Here is a 12,757-nt window from a genome sequence, read left to right as displayed (position 1 = left end):
CCCCTACCAGTAGATGAAGACGGAAAGCACGTGCGCGGCGAGCGCGGCGAGCAGCGCGACCGCGAGCGGCACGTGGATGAAGAGCCAGAGGTCGAGGATCGACTTCAATCGCAGGTCGCGCCGCGCGCGGAACAGGAGCTCGTTCTTCTCGACGAGCATCGTGTAGACCTGCTTGTTCACCAGCGCCTGCTCGCCGGTGAGGCGCTTGGCGATCACGGGCATGTCCCGCACCGCTCGAGCGGTCGGGCAATCGGGATCGCGTCCCGAGAAGATCCGCACGAAGGACCCGCCGATGCTCGTGCCCCGCACGGACTTTTCGACCTGCGCGAAAAGGTCGTCGGGCAACGACAGCGCCGCCTCGCGCATGGCCCGGTCGAGGTCGGCAATTTTCAGGAGGATCGAATCGAGCGTCTCCGCGCCCAGGTTCGCCGTCATCAGGTTGGGGGCGCGCAGGTAGATGAACACGCCGTACAGGCCGCTCACCACCACGGCCACCATGAGCACGTACGCGAGCGTGTGCACGTTCCATCCCAGCTCGAAACCGGTGTGCAGCGTCACGACCACGACGAGCGCGACGCCGAGGTACACGTGCGCCGAAAGCCAGCCCTGCACGGTGCCGGTGTTGGATCGGTAGCGGCGCTTGCGCACGCCATACCAGAGCAGCCAGAGGATGAGGAGCGCGCCGATCGTGCCCAGCGTGTAACCGAGCCAGGTTCCGCCATACGGTTTCGTCGGCGGCTCATGCCAGAGGTAGGCGAGTCCGGAGAGGACGCACAGGCCCACCGCTGCCTTGAACCAGCGGAATTTCGCGTATTCGAGAATAGAACGATGCTTCAGGAGGCCCTCCCAGGCCGTCGCTTGCCGCCATTGAAGACTCGGTGCGCCACTCCGGAGGGAGTCCTGTTGCTGTTGTTCTTGTTGTTCTGGCCCGCATTCTAGCGGGTCAACGCTACGGTGCAAGGTATAATTCCGCATCCTTTCCGGCCGCTCGCGGACTCTCCCTTGATCCTTTTCTCGATCCTCGCCGTCCTGATGACGGGCGTGGCGCTCGCTTTCGTGCTCGTGCCCCTGCTGCGCTCGCGCAATAGCGCAGCTCCGACCAGCGGCGCGGCGAACCTGCGGGTGTTGCGCGATGCGCGCCGCGAGATCGATGCGGATGTCGCCAGCGGCGTGCTGCCCGCGGAATCGCGCGAGGAAGCCCTGGCCGAGTTGGTCGCACGTGCCGAATCCGATCTCGCCGCGCGCGAAGCCGATGCGCCGCCGCCTGCGCGCCGGCCGTGGATCGTCGTCGGCATCATGGCTTTCGTCGTGCCCGCGATCGCCGTGGGCCTCTACCTCGCGCTCGGCACGCCCGAAGCGATCAATCCCGCCCAGGTGCAGGCGAAGGGTCCGAGCGATCGCCAGATCGAGGAGATGGTGGAGAACCTCGCGCGCAAGGTGCGCGAGCGCCCCGATGACGCGCCCGGCTGGGCCCTGCTCGCGCGCTCGATGAATGCGCTGGGCCGCTATCCCGAGGCGATCGAAGCCTATGCGCACCTCGCGAAGCTCATGCCCAACGACGCGAACGTGCTCGCCGACTACGCCGATTCGCTCGCGATGGCGCAGGGCCGCAACCTCTCGGGCAAGCCCTACGAGCTGGTTCGCCAGGCGCTGAAGATCGATCCCTTGCACCAGAAGGCGTTGGCGCTCGCGGGAACCGCGGCGCTCAACGAGAACGATTTCGCCGGCGCCGTCCGCTACTGGGAAACGCTCGCGCGTTCGCTGCCGCCGGGCTCCGAAGATGCGCCCAAGGTTTTCGCGATCATCGGCGAGGTGCGCGAGCGCGCCACCGCCGCGGGCAAGCCGCTGCCGCCCCAGGGCGCCGCACTTCCGCCGCCTGCAGCGCCTGCAGCTGCTCCGGCACCCGCCGCACCCATCGCCAAGGGCGCGTCCCCCGTCACGGCGACCGGGTCGGTCTCAGGAAACGTCACCCTGGATCCCAAACTCGCCTCGCAGGTCGGCCCCGGCGACACGCTCTTCATCTACGCGCGTGCCGAGGGCGGGCCGCGAATGCCGCTCGCGATCCTGCGCGTCTCGGCGAAGGAATTGCCGCGCGCCTTCGAACTCACCGATGCGATGGCGATGGCCCCGGGCATGAATCTATCGTCCGCGCCGGCCGTGCGCATCGAGGCGCGGATCTCGAAGTCGGGCGGTGCCGTGCCGCAACCGGGCGATCTCTCGGGAACCAGCGCCGTCGTGAAGCCCGGCACGCGCGGCGTGAAGATCGTGATCGACAAGGTGCTGCCGTGAGTGCTGCCAGCCTCGAAGTGCGTTCGCTCGCCGCTTCTCGCGGTCCGGTGAACCTCTTCTCGGGCATTTCGTTCCGGCTCTCGGGGGGCGAGGCGCTGTGCGTGCGCGGCGCCAACGGCAGCGGGAAGACCACGCTGCTGCGCTGTGCTGCTGGCCTCACGCGGCCCGACGCAGGCGAAGTTCAACGCGACGCCGATTTCATCTACGCCGGGCACCTCGCGGGCATCAAGGATGACCTCACCGCGGAAGAGAACCTGCGGTTTGCACTGCGCCTTCGCGCGGTCGATGCGCCGGTTCCCGCGATCGCCGAAGCACTCCGCGCGGTCGGGCTCGAATCGCGCCGCGCACTGCCCGCGCGCCGCCTGTCCGCGGGCCAGCGGCGGCGCATCGGCCTCGCGCGCCTCGCCCTCGATCCGGCGCCGCTGTGGATCCTCGACGAGCCCCTTACCGCGCTCGATGGCGATGGCGAACAATTGTTCGCGCAAGGTCTTGCACGGCATCTTGGCCGCGGCGGCCTCGCGCTCATCGCCACGCACCACGACCTGGGCAGCGGGACGACAAAACCCCAGGAATTGAGGCTGTGAATGCGGCGGGCACCTTCGGCGGTGGCTTTGCGTGCACCTTCGCGCGCGACACGAAGCTCGCCTGGCGCCATCCGGACGAGGCGATGCTCACGCTCGCGTTCTACCTGCTGGTCGCAGCGCTTTTTCCGCTCGCCATCGGCACGGAGCCGCCATTGCTCGCGCGCATCGGCCCCGGCGTGATCTGGGTGGGCGCGCTCCTCGCGGCCTTCCTTTCGCTGCCGTCGCTTTTCTCGACCGATTTTGCCGACGGAACGCTGGAACAAATGGTGCTCTCGCCGCATCCCATCGCAGGATGGGTCTGTGGAAAGGTCGCCGCGCATTGGCTCTCGTCGGGATTACCGCTCACGCTGCTCGCCCCCCTGCTCGGCCTTCAGTACGGCCTGCCGACCGATGTGCTCGCGATGCTCGTCGCGGCGCTGGCACTCGGAACGCCAATCCTCTCCCTGCTCGGGGGCGCGTGTGCGGCCCTCGCCCTGGGCGCGCGCGGCGGCGGTATGCTGCTCGCATTGCTGGCCCTTCCGCTGTTCGTGCCCGTGCTGGTGTTCGGCGCGGGCGCGGCCGAAGCGCAATCGGCAGGACTCTCGGCGGCGCCGCATCTGTCGCTGCTCGGCGCCGGATTGATCCTCGCCGCGATGGCCACGCCCTTTGCGATCGGCACCGCCCTCCGGATCGCCCTCGACTAGCCCCATGAACTGGTTCTACTTCTCCTCGCCCTCGACGTTCTTCGGACTCGCCGGACGCCTTGCGCCGATCTTCTTCGCGCTCGCCGCTGTGCTCGCCGCGGTCGGCCTGTACGTCGGCTTCTTCGTCGCACCCACCGATGCCACGCAGGGCGAGTCGTATCGCATCATCTTCCTGCACGTGCCCGCGGCGTGGATGTCGATGTTCCTGTACTTCATCCTCGCCTGCTACGGGACGATGTCGCTGGTGTTCAACTCGCGCCTCGCCGCGATGATGGCGCGTTCGATCGCACCCACCGGCGCGCTCTTCACGTTCATCGCGCTCTGGAGCGGCGCCTTCTGGGGACGGCCCACGTGGGGAACGTACTGGGTGTGGGACGCGCGGCTCACGTCGGAGCTCGTGCTGCTCTTCCTCTACTTCGGCTACATCGCGCTCGCCAATGCCTTCGACGACCCGCGCCGCGGCGACCGCGCGAGCGCGCTGCTCGCGATCATCGGCATCGTGAATCTGCCGATCATCTATTTCTCCGTGTATTGGTGGAACACGCTCCACCAGGGCTCGAGCGTGAAGCTCACCGGCACCACCATGCATGTCACCATGTTCACCGGAATGATCCTCATGGCCTTCGCCTGCTGGATGTACGCGATCGGCGCTTCGCTCACGCGCTGCCGCACGCTCATCCTCGAACGCGAGGGGCGCACGCGCTGGGTACGCGCGCTGCAGAAGAGCGCATGATGGACCACGGATTCTTCATCGCGATGTCTTATGGCGCGGCGGCGGTTGCGATCGTCGTCGAGCTCATCGTCCTGCGCATGCAGCGCGCGCGGGTCCTGGAACGCATCGAAGCGGAGCGCAACCTTGAAGCCACGGACTAAGCGCGTTCTCTGGATCGTCGCGGGCGTCGCCGCCCTCGGCATCGCCGTGGGACTCGTGCTCAACGCCTTCCAGTCGAACCTCGTGTTCTTCTTCACGCCCACGCAGATCGCCGCGAACGAAGCGCCGCGCGATCGCAACTTCCGCCTGGGTGGCCTCGTCGAAGTGGGCAGCATCGTGCGCAACAAGGACGCCCTCACCGTGAATTTTCGCGTGACCGACACCGCGAAGACGATTCCCGTGGTCTACACCGGCATCCTTCCCGACCTCTTCAAGGAGGGCAAAGGCGTCGTCGCGCAGGGCCGCATCGGTCCGGACGGCATCTTCCGGGCGAGCGAAGTGCTGGCCAAGCACGACGAGAACTACATGCCGCCCGAAGCCGCGGAAGCGCTGAAGAAGGCCGGACATCCGATGGACAAGGGCGCCTTCGCGGGCCAGAAGACGGAGCGCAAGCCATGATTCCGGAACTCGGGCAGTTCGCGCTCGGCATCGCGCTCGCTCTCGCGCTCGCGCAAGCCATCCTCCCGCTCATCGGCGCGGCCACGGGGCGCTCCGTGCTCATGGCGGTCGCGCGACCCGCAGCCGCGGGCCAGTTCATCTTCGTGTTCGGCGCGTTCCTGGCGCTCGTGTCGTGCTTCGTCGCGAACGACTTCTCCGTAGTGAACGTCGCGACCAATTCCAATTCGAAGCTGCCGACTGCGTACCGCGTCGCGGCGAGCTGGGGATCGCACGAGGGGTCGATGCTCCTGTGGACGCTGATGCTCGCGAGCTGGACGTTCGCGGTCGTGCTCTTCAGCCGCCACCTGCCCGATCGCGTCGTCGCGCGCGTGATCGGCGTGATGGGTCTCGTGAGCGCAGGGTTCCTGCTGTTCATGCTGGCCACGTCGAACCCGTTCGATCGCCTGCTCCCCCCCGCGGGCGACGGACGCGACCTCAATCCCCTGCTGCAGGACCCGGGCATGGTGATCCACCCGCCGATGCTCTACATGGGCTACGTCGGGTTCTCGATCGCCTTCTCGTTCGCGATCGCCGCCCTGCTCGAAGGCCGGCTCGACGCCGCCTGGGCGCGCTGGTCGCGCCCGTGGACGACCGCCGCGTGGTGCTTCCTCACGATCGGCATCGCGCTCGGAAGCTGGTGGGCGTACTACGAGCTCGGTTGGGGCGGCTGGTGGTTCTGGGATCCGGTGGAAAACGCCTCCTTCATGCCGTGGCTCGCGGGAACCGCACTCGTGCATTCGCTCGCGGTCACCGAGAAGCGCGGGACTTTCCGCAGCTGGACGGTGCTGCTCGCGATCACCGCGTTCTCGCTTTCGCTCGTGGGCACGTTCCTCGTGCGCTCGGGCGTGCTCACGTCCGTGCACGCGTTCGCGACCGATCCGGCGCGCGGCGTGTTCATCCTCGGCTTTCTCTCGCTCGTGATCGGCGGCTCGCTCGCACTCTTCGCGTGGCGCGCGCCGCGCGTGGGCCTGGGCGGCGGCTTCGCGCCGGTCTCGCGCGAATCGTTCCTGCTCGCAAACAACGTGCTGCTCGTGGTCGCGCTGTCGGCCGTGATGCTCGGCACGCTCTATCCGCTCTTCCTCGATGCGCTGAACCTCGGAAAGATTTCCGTCGGCCCGCCCTACTTCGACGCGGTGTTCTTCCCGCTGATGGCCCCGGCGATCTTCCTCATGGCCGCGGGCCCCATCGCAAGCTGGAAGAGCACACCGCTGCCCGCGTTGCGCGCGAAGCTGCAGTGGGCTTTCGGCGTCGCCTTCGTGCTAGCGCTCGTGGTCCCCTTCGTGATGGGCCGCTGGTCGCCGATGGTGGCCTTCGGCCTGCTCCTCGCGTTCTGGGTGATCGCGGCCACGTTCGCGCAGGTGAAGCATCGACTCGCCGCATCGCCCCAACCCACGGCACTGGCGAAGTTCCGCGCGCAGCCCGCGGCCTGGCACGGCATGAACCTCGCGCACCTGGGTGTCGCGGTGTTCATCGTCGGCGTGACGCTGGTGAAGGGATACGAGACCGAACGCGACGTGCGAATGGTCCCGGGCGACAAGGTCGAGATCGGCAGCCGCGAGTTCACCTTCCGCGGAACGCGTGAAGTGCCGGGGCCGAACTATCTTGCGACACGCGGCGAATTCGACGTGCGCCGCATCGGTTCCACGGCGATCGAGCAGACGATGCATCCGGAAAAGCGCGTCTATCACGCGGCCGGCCAGACGATGACCGAAGCGGACATCTCGACCGGATTCTTCGGCGACCTCTACGTTTCCCTGGGCGAGCCCGTCGGCGACGGCGCGTGGGGCGTGCGGCTGTACCACAAGCCCTTCGTGGACTGGATCTGGGGCGGCTGCTTCATCATGGCGCTGGGCGGATTCCTCGCGATCGCCGACCGCCGCTATCGCCCGCGCGTCGCGGCCACCGCGCCCGAGGGCGCCGCGCAGGCGGCGGCCGACTGATGCGTCACCTGAAGTTCGTCATCCCGTTCCTGATCTTCGCAGGACTGGTCGCGTTCTTCGCGATCGGCCTCACGCGCGATCCACGCGAAGTACCCTCGCCTCTCATCGGCAAGGCCGCGCCCGCGTTCGACATCGCGCAGCTCCACGACGCGAAGTCCTCCTTCAAGCCCGAGGACATGAAGGGCCGCGTGTGGATGCTCAACGTCTGGGCTTCCTGGTGCGTCTCGTGCCGCGTCGAGCATCCGCTGCTCGTCGAGCTCGCCAAGCGCAACCTCGTTCCGGTCGTGGGGCTCAACTACAAGGACAAGCGCGAGGATGCGACGCGCTGGCTCGAGCGCTTCGGCAACCCCTATGCGCTGTCGGCCTGGGACATCGATGGCCGCGTGGGCATCGACTATGGCGTGTACGGTGCGCCCGAAACCTTCGTGATCGACAAGGCGGGCGTCATCCGCCACAAGCAGATCGGCCCGATCACGCCCGAGGCGCTCGAGAAAACCATCCTGCCGTTGCTGAGGAGCCTGCAATGACCCGCGCGCTGCTGCTGGTCCTGGGCCTCGCCGTCGTCGGCGGCGCACTCGGACAAGCCAACGAGGTCGCCAAGCCCGATCCGGTCGTCGAGCAACGACTGCGGGGACTCGCGGAAGAATTGCGCTGCCTCGTCTGCCAGAACCAGACGATCGCGGATTCCAATGCACCACTCGCGCTAGACCTTCGCAACCAGATCCGCGACCAGATCGGCAAGGGCGCGACCGATGCGCAGATCCGCGACTACATGGTCCAGCGCTACGGCGACTTCGTGTTGTACCGGCCGCCGTTCAAGGCCACGACGCTCGTGCTGTGGTTGCTTCCCGCGTTCGCGCTGTTCGCGGGCGCGTTCCTGGTGTGGCGCATCGTGCGCCCGCGCGCAAAGGCAGCAACTGCCGCACCCGTCGAGGGCACGGCACGCCGCAAGGAAATCGAGAAGCTGCTTTCCGGGGACGACTCGAACCGCGCCTAGCGCGTGGCGGTAAACCCGAAGTCGCGCGAAGCCTCGCGCGAGGTCTCCAGCACCATCGCACTCAACTCTTCGCGGCGCGGGCCGAGGATGCTGTCCTCCGCACCCCAAACGCCGAGCGAGGCGATCACGTGGCCATCGGAATCGCGCACGGGCGCGGCAATGCCGCACACGCCTGCCCGCCATTCGCCATGGTTGACCGCGTAGCCCTGCTTGCGCGCGCTTTCGAGGTCGCGGTCGAGGTCCACGCGGCGCATGCGCGTGAGCGGCGTGAAGCGCTTGAGCAGCGAGAGTGCGAGTGTGACTTCGCGGTCGGGCAGGAACGCGAGGATCGCCTTGCCGGTCGAGGCGCAGGCGGCCGGAACGCGGCTGCCGATCGTGGTCATCGCCTTGATGGGGCGCGGGCTGTCGAGCTTGTTCACGAACACCGCGAATCCGGCGTCGTAGACCGCGAGCTGCACCGACTCGTGGCTTGCCTCGGCCAGCTCGCGCAGGCGAGGCGCGGTCTTGGCAATGAGGTTGCCGTCGCGAACCAGCACGGAGCCCAGTTCCCAGAGCTTGAGCGTCGCGCTGTAGCGGCTCGTCGCTTCTTCCTTGGAAACGTAGCCCAGCTCGCTGAGCGTCGAGAGCAGGCGATACACGTTGGGTTTGGTGAGGGAGAGTTCTCGCGCCAGGTCAGTCAGGCGCCGGGGTTCACGGGCGCGGGCGAGGGCTTCCAGCACGTCGAAGGCCTTGCGAACGGTTTGTTCCATGGGGGGCTCGTCGAGGTTTCACGCGGCGAAATCGCGTATCGAAAAGCTTATCAAAATCCGCGCGGCGAAACGCACGCCGTTACACGGCGTTACATGCGGACGGGGGCGTCCGGCAGCTCGTTGGCGTTGGTTTCGCGGGCCGGAAAGTGCGCGACCAGGAGCTCGGAGGCGGCCTTCACCCCCGCAATGGCGCCGGATTCGAACCGGCCGGCGCGATATTCCTGCTCCATCGCGCTGCAGATCGATCGCCACGCGTCGTCCGCGACCTTCGCGTTGATACCGCGGTCGGCAACGATCTCGACCTTGTGGTCGGCGAGCAGCAGGTAGATGAGGATTCCCGAGTTCTCCTCGGTGTTCCAGACCTGGAGCGAGGAGAACACTTCGATCGCGCGCTGGCGGGAAGTCATGTTCGCCCAGAGCTGCGCCGTCGAGAGCTCGGCTTCAACCACGAAGCGCACTTCGCCGCGATGCTTCGCCTCGCACTCGGCGACCACGCGCTGGATCTCGGCCATCGTCTTGTCGGGAAAGCAGAGCTTCGACTTGTACGGGGTCATCGCCATGTGGCGCAGGAACCGTTTGAGGAATTGCATCACCAGTCTCCCGAGGCGCCGCCGCCATCGAAGCCGCCGCCCCCGCCGCTGAAGCCGCCGCTGTCGCCACCGCCGGACCAACCGCCGCCTCCTCCACCACCCGACCAGCCACCACCGCTGCCCCATCCGTCGAACGTGGAGCGTCCGCGGCCGGGGCCGGCGGTGCCGGTGATGAGGCCGAAGAACGCGGCGACCACGACCGCAATGCCGGTGACGAGAAGGCTCCCGAAGAGGAACCAGGCCGCCGCACCCGTGATGGCCCCGGTGAGTCCCGCGGCGCCGAGCCGTCCGACGAGCTTGCGCAAGACAGCGGCGACGATGGGCACGAGGAAGAAGGCGAGCATGAAGAAGTTGTCGCCTCCCGGGAACGAGACGCCGACCTTCTTCGCGCCCGACGACGAGCGGAACGTGGGCACGGGAAGATCCTCGCCCTCGATCGCCTTGATGATCGCGTCCGCACCGGCGTTGATGCCGCCACTGAAGTCGCCGTTGCGGAAGGCCGGCGAAACGATCTCGGCAAGGATGCGCTTGGAGAGCGCATCGGTCATCACGCCCTGCACGCCGCGGCCGTTGTGGATGCGCATCTTGCGTTGCTGCTTGGCGATGACGAAGAGCACGCCGTCATCCACGCCCTTGCGGCCGAGCTGCCACGCGTCGGTCACGCGCCCGGCGAAATCCTCGATGGTTTCGTTGCCGATCGACGGCACGAGCAGCACCGCGACCTGCGAGCCCTTCGATTGCTCGAAGGCGCGCAGCTTCTGGTCGAGCGCGGATCGCTCGGGCGCGGTGAGCGTGCCGGTGAGATCGACCACCCGGCCCGTGAGCTTCGGGACGGGAATCGGATCGGCCGGATCCTGCGCGAACGCCGACGCGCAAAAAGCGAGGGCTCCCGCCAGAAGCAGGAGCCCGCGCATCGGGGCGAAACCCCGGTTCATCGATTACTGCTTCTTGAAGTCGACCTTCGGTGGCTCGGCAATCGCTTTCTCGTTCTCGACCGTGAAGCTCGCCTTTTCCTTGTAGCCGAAGATCATGGCCGTGAGGTTGGTCGGGAACTGGCGCGCGAGGATGTTGTAGTCCTGCACGGTCTTGATGAAGCGGTTGCGCGCGGTCGTGATGCGGTTCTCCGTTCCCTCGAGCTGGGCCTGGAGGTCGCGGAAGAGCGTGTCGCTCTTCAGTTGCGGGTAGGCCTCGACCGTCACGAGCAGTCGCGACAACGCACCCGAGAGTTCGCCTTGCGCGGCCTGGAATTTCTGCATCGCGGCCGGGTCATTGACCATTTCCGGCGTGGCGTTGATCGAGGTCGCCTTCGCGCGCGCGTTGGTCACGCCCACGAGCACGTCCTTCTCCTGCGCCGCGTAGCCCTGCACCGTCTGCACGAGGTTCGGAATGAGGTCGGCACGGCGCTTGTACTGGTTCAGCACCTCGGCCCAGGCGGCCTTCACCTGTTCGTCCTTGGTCTGGAAGTCGTTGTAGCCGCAACCCGAAAGCAGGAGCAATACGGTGACTGCATAGAACGACAGAAGCTTGCGCATGAGGCGATGTCCTCCCTATGGACGGTGAGATGCAGCGCGAATGGTTGGGACGATCCGGGCCGGATTCAAGATGCCGCGAGCGTGCGGCGTGCAAAAAGCAGGTCTTCCCAGGCTTTCGCCTTGTCGGGCAGGGTCCTGAGCAGGTACGCCGGATGGTAAGTGATGACGAGCGGCGTGCCCTTGTAGTCGTGCTTGCGGCCGCGAAGGCTTCCCATGCTCTTTTCCGCGACATCTTCCCCGAGCAGGCGAATCGCGGCGGTCTTGCCGAGCGCCACGATCACCTTGGGCGCGATCAGCTCGATCTGCCGGTCGAGGTACGGTGCACAGGCCGCCGCTTCCTCGGGCTTGGGCGTGCGATTGCCCGGCGGGCGGCACTTCACGACGTTGGCGATGTACACGTCGCGCCCGCGCTTGAGTCCCGCGGCCGTGAGCATGTTGTCGAGCAACTTGCCGGCCTGGCCCACGAAAGGCTCTCCCTGCTGGTCTTCGTCGGCACCGGGGCCCTCGCCCACGAAGAGCCACGGACCCGTCTCGCTGCCCACGCCGAACACCGCCTGCGTGCGGCCCTTGCACAGCTCGCACTTCGTGCAGGTGAGCACGCTTTCGCGAAGCGACTTCCAGTCGAGGCTTTCCATCTTCTCGATTCGTTGGACCGGCAATTCCACGCGCGGGGCGGGTTGCGCCGCGGGCGCGGATTGCGGAGCGGAGACCGGCTGCTCGACCTGCACGGAAACGGCAGGCGGCGGCATTCCGTAGAGCTTCACGACCGGCAGGAGCTCGAGCTCCTTCAGCATGCGTTCGTTCATCGCAGGGTGAGGCCGAGGAACAACGCGTCCTCGCGGCCGGCGACCGAGGGGTAGTAGTTGGGGCGGATCGCGATCTGCTGGAAGCCCGAGGTGCGATAGAGGTGGCGCGCGGCGACGTTCGAGGGCCGCACTTCGAGGTAGACGATCAGGCAGCCCGCGGCCTTGGCCACGCCGAGGATCTTCTTCAGGAACGCGCGCCCGGTGCCGCGGCGCTGGCTGGCGGATGCGATGGCGATGTTGAGCAGGTGCGCCTCGTCGAGCGCGATCATGAGCACGGCGTAGCCGATGACGGTTTCGCCCTCGCACGCGACCCAGCAGTCGTAGCCCGCGTTGAGCGAGTCGCGGAAATTGCCGAGGCTCCACGGAAATTCGTAGAGCGTCTTCTCCAGGCGCGCGACTTCCTGCAGGTCGGTCGCGCGCATCGGGCGGTAGTGCAGTTGCGGGACGGGGACGGCGCTCACCGCCGGGCCTGCCTTTCTTCGGTCGTCAGGGCGACCTTGTCGCGCAAGTATAGGGGTGCGGCCTGCTCCGCCGCGACGCTTTCCCCGCGGGCCATCCGGCGCGCGGCCACGCGAGCGATGGAACCGGCGCGCGGCAGGTCGTTCTCGAGGCGCAGGGCGATCGAATCGCGGTAGTGCGTCCGCAGCCAGTCGAAGCGGTCGAATCCGCTGCCCGTGGCAACCCATCCGCGCCCGGGAAGCGAAGGCAGCGCCGCGCGGTCGACGAGGCACGGCGCGATCACCTCCTGCCAGTCATCGCCCGAACGCGCGTACGCCGCGAGGTAGGCCTCGTCCATGCGGGCGTCGAACGCGGCGATCACGCGCGATTCATTCGATTGTTCGGCGAGGGCCAGCAGCGAAGGCACCGGAACCACCGGACGCTCGGCGCCGAACGCGAGGCCCTGCGCCATGCCGCAGGCGATGCGGATCCCGGTGAAGGACCCCGGCCCCTGGCCGAAGGCGATGGCATTCATCTGGGCCACGGCGAGCCGGGAACGCTCGAGCAGGCGCTGGACCATGGGGACCAGGAGCTCGGAATGGCGGTTCGCAGCCACCGTTTCCTCGACGAACAGCTCCGAACCGCGAAGCACGGCGGCGGAACAAAGCTCGGTGGACGTTTCGATGGCCAGGACATTCACGGGCGCCATTATACCCGAGGGGGTACCCTACGACGATTGCGTTTTATATAACTGAATCAATATATTAAGTTGCACATTTA

The 12,757-nt window shown here is 67.2% G+C and carries 17 protein-coding genes; 9 read left to right on the top strand and 8 right to left on the bottom strand.

What is annotated here, in order from left to right; all coding sequences use genetic code 11:
• Positions 1-3 precede the first annotated feature (3 nt).
• Positions 4-783 (bottom strand): hypothetical protein, encoded by a 780-nt coding sequence (locus DSM104440_RS09300; RefSeq protein WP_171161932.1) that lies wholly within the window; start codon positions 781-783, stop codon positions 4-6.
• A 219-nt stretch (positions 784-1,002) separates the two neighbouring features.
• On the opposite strand from DSM104440_RS09300, the gene ccmI reads away from it, so the two are divergent.
• From ccmI to DSM104440_RS09260, 9 genes are all read left to right on the top strand, one after another.
• Complete coding sequence (ccmI, locus tag DSM104440_RS09295; RefSeq protein ID WP_171161930.1) at positions 1,003-2,289, top strand: c-type cytochrome biogenesis protein CcmI; 1,287 nt, start codon at positions 1,003-1,005, stop codon at positions 2,287-2,289.
• Entirely contained in the window at positions 2,286-2,873 is a 588-nt protein-coding gene (ccmA, locus tag DSM104440_RS09290; protein WP_171161928.1) for a heme ABC exporter ATP-binding protein CcmA, read from the top strand. The genes ccmI and ccmA overlap by 4 nt, the downstream gene beginning before the upstream one ends.
• A gap of 83 nt (positions 2,874-2,956) precedes the next feature.
• Positions 2,957-3,556 carry a heme exporter protein CcmB gene (gene ccmB / locus DSM104440_RS09285; RefSeq protein WP_425509659.1) on the top strand — a complete coding sequence of 200 codons (600 nt, stop codon included), beginning with the start codon at positions 2,957-2,959 and terminating at the stop codon, positions 3,554-3,556.
• Between the two features lie 4 nt (positions 3,557-3,560).
• Complete coding sequence (ccmC, locus tag DSM104440_RS09280; protein ID WP_171161924.1) at positions 3,561-4,289, top strand: heme ABC transporter permease CcmC; 729 nt, start codon at positions 3,561-3,563, stop codon at positions 4,287-4,289.
• Positions 4,286-4,429 carry a heme exporter protein CcmD gene (gene ccmD, locus DSM104440_RS19310; protein ID WP_212758285.1) on the top strand — a complete coding sequence of 48 codons (144 nt, stop codon included), beginning with the start codon at positions 4,286-4,288 and terminating at the stop codon, positions 4,427-4,429. The genes ccmC and ccmD overlap by 4 nt, the downstream gene beginning before the upstream one ends.
• Positions 4,413-4,886, top strand: a complete 474-nt coding sequence (gene ccmE / locus DSM104440_RS09275) for a cytochrome c maturation protein CcmE (RefSeq protein WP_212758284.1) — start codon at positions 4,413-4,415, stop codon at positions 4,884-4,886. Before ccmD ends, ccmE begins: the two co-directional genes overlap by 17 nt.
• Positions 4,883-6,865, top strand: coding sequence for a heme lyase CcmF/NrfE family subunit (locus DSM104440_RS09270; protein WP_171161914.1), 1,983 nt, complete (start codon positions 4,883-4,885; stop codon positions 6,863-6,865). Before ccmE ends, DSM104440_RS09270 begins: the two co-directional genes overlap by 4 nt.
• Positions 6,865-7,392 (top strand): DsbE family thiol:disulfide interchange protein, encoded by a 528-nt coding sequence (locus DSM104440_RS09265; protein ID WP_171161912.1) that lies wholly within the window; start codon positions 6,865-6,867, stop codon positions 7,390-7,392. The genes DSM104440_RS09270 and DSM104440_RS09265 overlap by 1 nt, the downstream gene beginning before the upstream one ends.
• Positions 7,389-7,862, top strand: coding sequence for a cytochrome c-type biogenesis protein (locus DSM104440_RS09260; protein ID WP_171161910.1), 474 nt, complete (start codon positions 7,389-7,391; stop codon positions 7,860-7,862). The genes DSM104440_RS09265 and DSM104440_RS09260 overlap by 4 nt, the downstream gene beginning before the upstream one ends.
• On the opposite strand, the gene DSM104440_RS09255 is transcribed toward DSM104440_RS09260, so the two are convergent.
• The 7 genes from DSM104440_RS09255 to tsaB form a co-directional block, all read right to left on the bottom strand.
• Positions 7,859-8,611 (bottom strand): IclR family transcriptional regulator, encoded by a 753-nt coding sequence (locus tag DSM104440_RS09255; RefSeq protein ID WP_171161908.1) that lies wholly within the window; start codon positions 8,609-8,611, stop codon positions 7,859-7,861. The two genes, DSM104440_RS09260 and DSM104440_RS09255, sit on opposite strands and share 4 nt — an antisense overlap.
• Positions 8,612-8,700: 89 nt before the next feature.
• Positions 8,701-9,201 carry a TPM domain-containing protein gene (locus DSM104440_RS09250; protein ID WP_171161906.1) on the bottom strand — a complete coding sequence of 167 codons (501 nt, stop codon included), beginning with the start codon at positions 9,199-9,201 and terminating at the stop codon, positions 8,701-8,703.
• The gene (locus tag DSM104440_RS09245; protein ID WP_246212127.1) at positions 9,201-10,136 is read right to left on the bottom strand and encodes a TPM domain-containing protein; all 936 of its coding nucleotides are present in this window, start codon (positions 10,134-10,136) and stop codon (positions 9,201-9,203) included. The genes DSM104440_RS09250 and DSM104440_RS09245 overlap by 1 nt, the downstream gene beginning before the upstream one ends.
• A gap of 3 nt (positions 10,137-10,139) precedes the next feature.
• Entirely contained in the window at positions 10,140-10,733 is a 594-nt protein-coding gene (locus DSM104440_RS09240) for a LemA family protein (RefSeq protein WP_171161904.1), read from the bottom strand.
• A gap of 65 nt (positions 10,734-10,798) precedes the next feature.
• Positions 10,799-11,539, bottom strand: a complete 741-nt coding sequence (locus DSM104440_RS09235) for a uracil-DNA glycosylase (protein WP_171161902.1) — start codon at positions 11,537-11,539, stop codon at positions 10,799-10,801.
• Positions 11,536-12,000, bottom strand: a complete 465-nt coding sequence (rimI, locus tag DSM104440_RS09230) for a ribosomal protein S18-alanine N-acetyltransferase (RefSeq protein WP_246212126.1) — start codon at positions 11,998-12,000, stop codon at positions 11,536-11,538. Before rimI ends, DSM104440_RS09235 begins: the two co-directional genes overlap by 4 nt.
• Positions 11,997-12,677 carry a tRNA (adenosine(37)-N6)-threonylcarbamoyltransferase complex dimerization subunit type 1 TsaB gene (tsaB, locus tag DSM104440_RS09225; RefSeq protein WP_171161900.1) on the bottom strand — a complete coding sequence of 227 codons (681 nt, stop codon included), beginning with the start codon at positions 12,675-12,677 and terminating at the stop codon, positions 11,997-11,999. Before tsaB ends, rimI begins: the two co-directional genes overlap by 4 nt.
• Positions 12,678-12,757 lie beyond the last annotated feature (80 nt).

Source organism: Usitatibacter palustris (assembly GCF_013003985.1).
GTDB classification, from domain to species: Bacteria; Pseudomonadota; Gammaproteobacteria; order Burkholderiales; family Usitatibacteraceae; genus Usitatibacter; species Usitatibacter palustris.
The sequence above is the reverse complement of the archived record's forward strand: the minus strand, read 5'-3'. Positions and strand labels throughout refer to the sequence as shown.

Excerpts from the sequence above, each read along its gene's own strand:
- DSM104440_RS09250 (WP_171161906.1), bottom strand. The coding sequence starts at position 9,201 with ATGCAATTCCTCAAACGGTTCCTGCGCCACATGGCGATGACCCCGTAC.
- DSM104440_RS09255 (WP_171161908.1), bottom strand. The coding sequence starts at position 8,611 with ATGGAACAAACCGTTCGCAAGGCCTTCGACGTGCTGGAAGCCCTCGCC.
- DSM104440_RS09270 (WP_171161914.1), top strand. The coding sequence starts at position 4,883 with ATGATTCCGGAACTCGGGCAGTTCGCGCTCGGCATCGCGCTCGCTCTC.
- DSM104440_RS09265 (WP_171161912.1), top strand. The coding sequence starts at position 6,865 with ATGCGTCACCTGAAGTTCGTCATCCCGTTCCTGATCTTCGCAGGACTG.
- ccmB (WP_425509659.1), top strand. The coding sequence starts at position 2,957 with ATGCTCACGCTCGCGTTCTACCTGCTGGTCGCAGCGCTTTTTCCGCTC.
- DSM104440_RS09235 (WP_171161902.1), bottom strand. The coding sequence starts at position 11,539 with ATGAACGAACGCATGCTGAAGGAGCTCGAGCTCCTGCCGGTCGTGAAG.
- ccmD (WP_212758285.1), top strand. The coding sequence starts at position 4,286 with ATGATGGACCACGGATTCTTCATCGCGATGTCTTATGGCGCGGCGGCG.
- DSM104440_RS09245 (WP_246212127.1), bottom strand. The coding sequence starts at position 10,136 with ATGAACCGGGGTTTCGCCCCGATGCGCGGGCTCCTGCTTCTGGCGGGA.
- ccmC (WP_171161924.1), top strand. The coding sequence starts at position 3,561 with ATGAACTGGTTCTACTTCTCCTCGCCCTCGACGTTCTTCGGACTCGCC.
- DSM104440_RS09260 (WP_171161910.1), top strand. The coding sequence starts at position 7,389 with ATGACCCGCGCGCTGCTGCTGGTCCTGGGCCTCGCCGTCGTCGGCGGC.
- DSM104440_RS09240 (WP_171161904.1), bottom strand. The coding sequence starts at position 10,733 with ATGCGCAAGCTTCTGTCGTTCTATGCAGTCACCGTATTGCTCCTGCTT.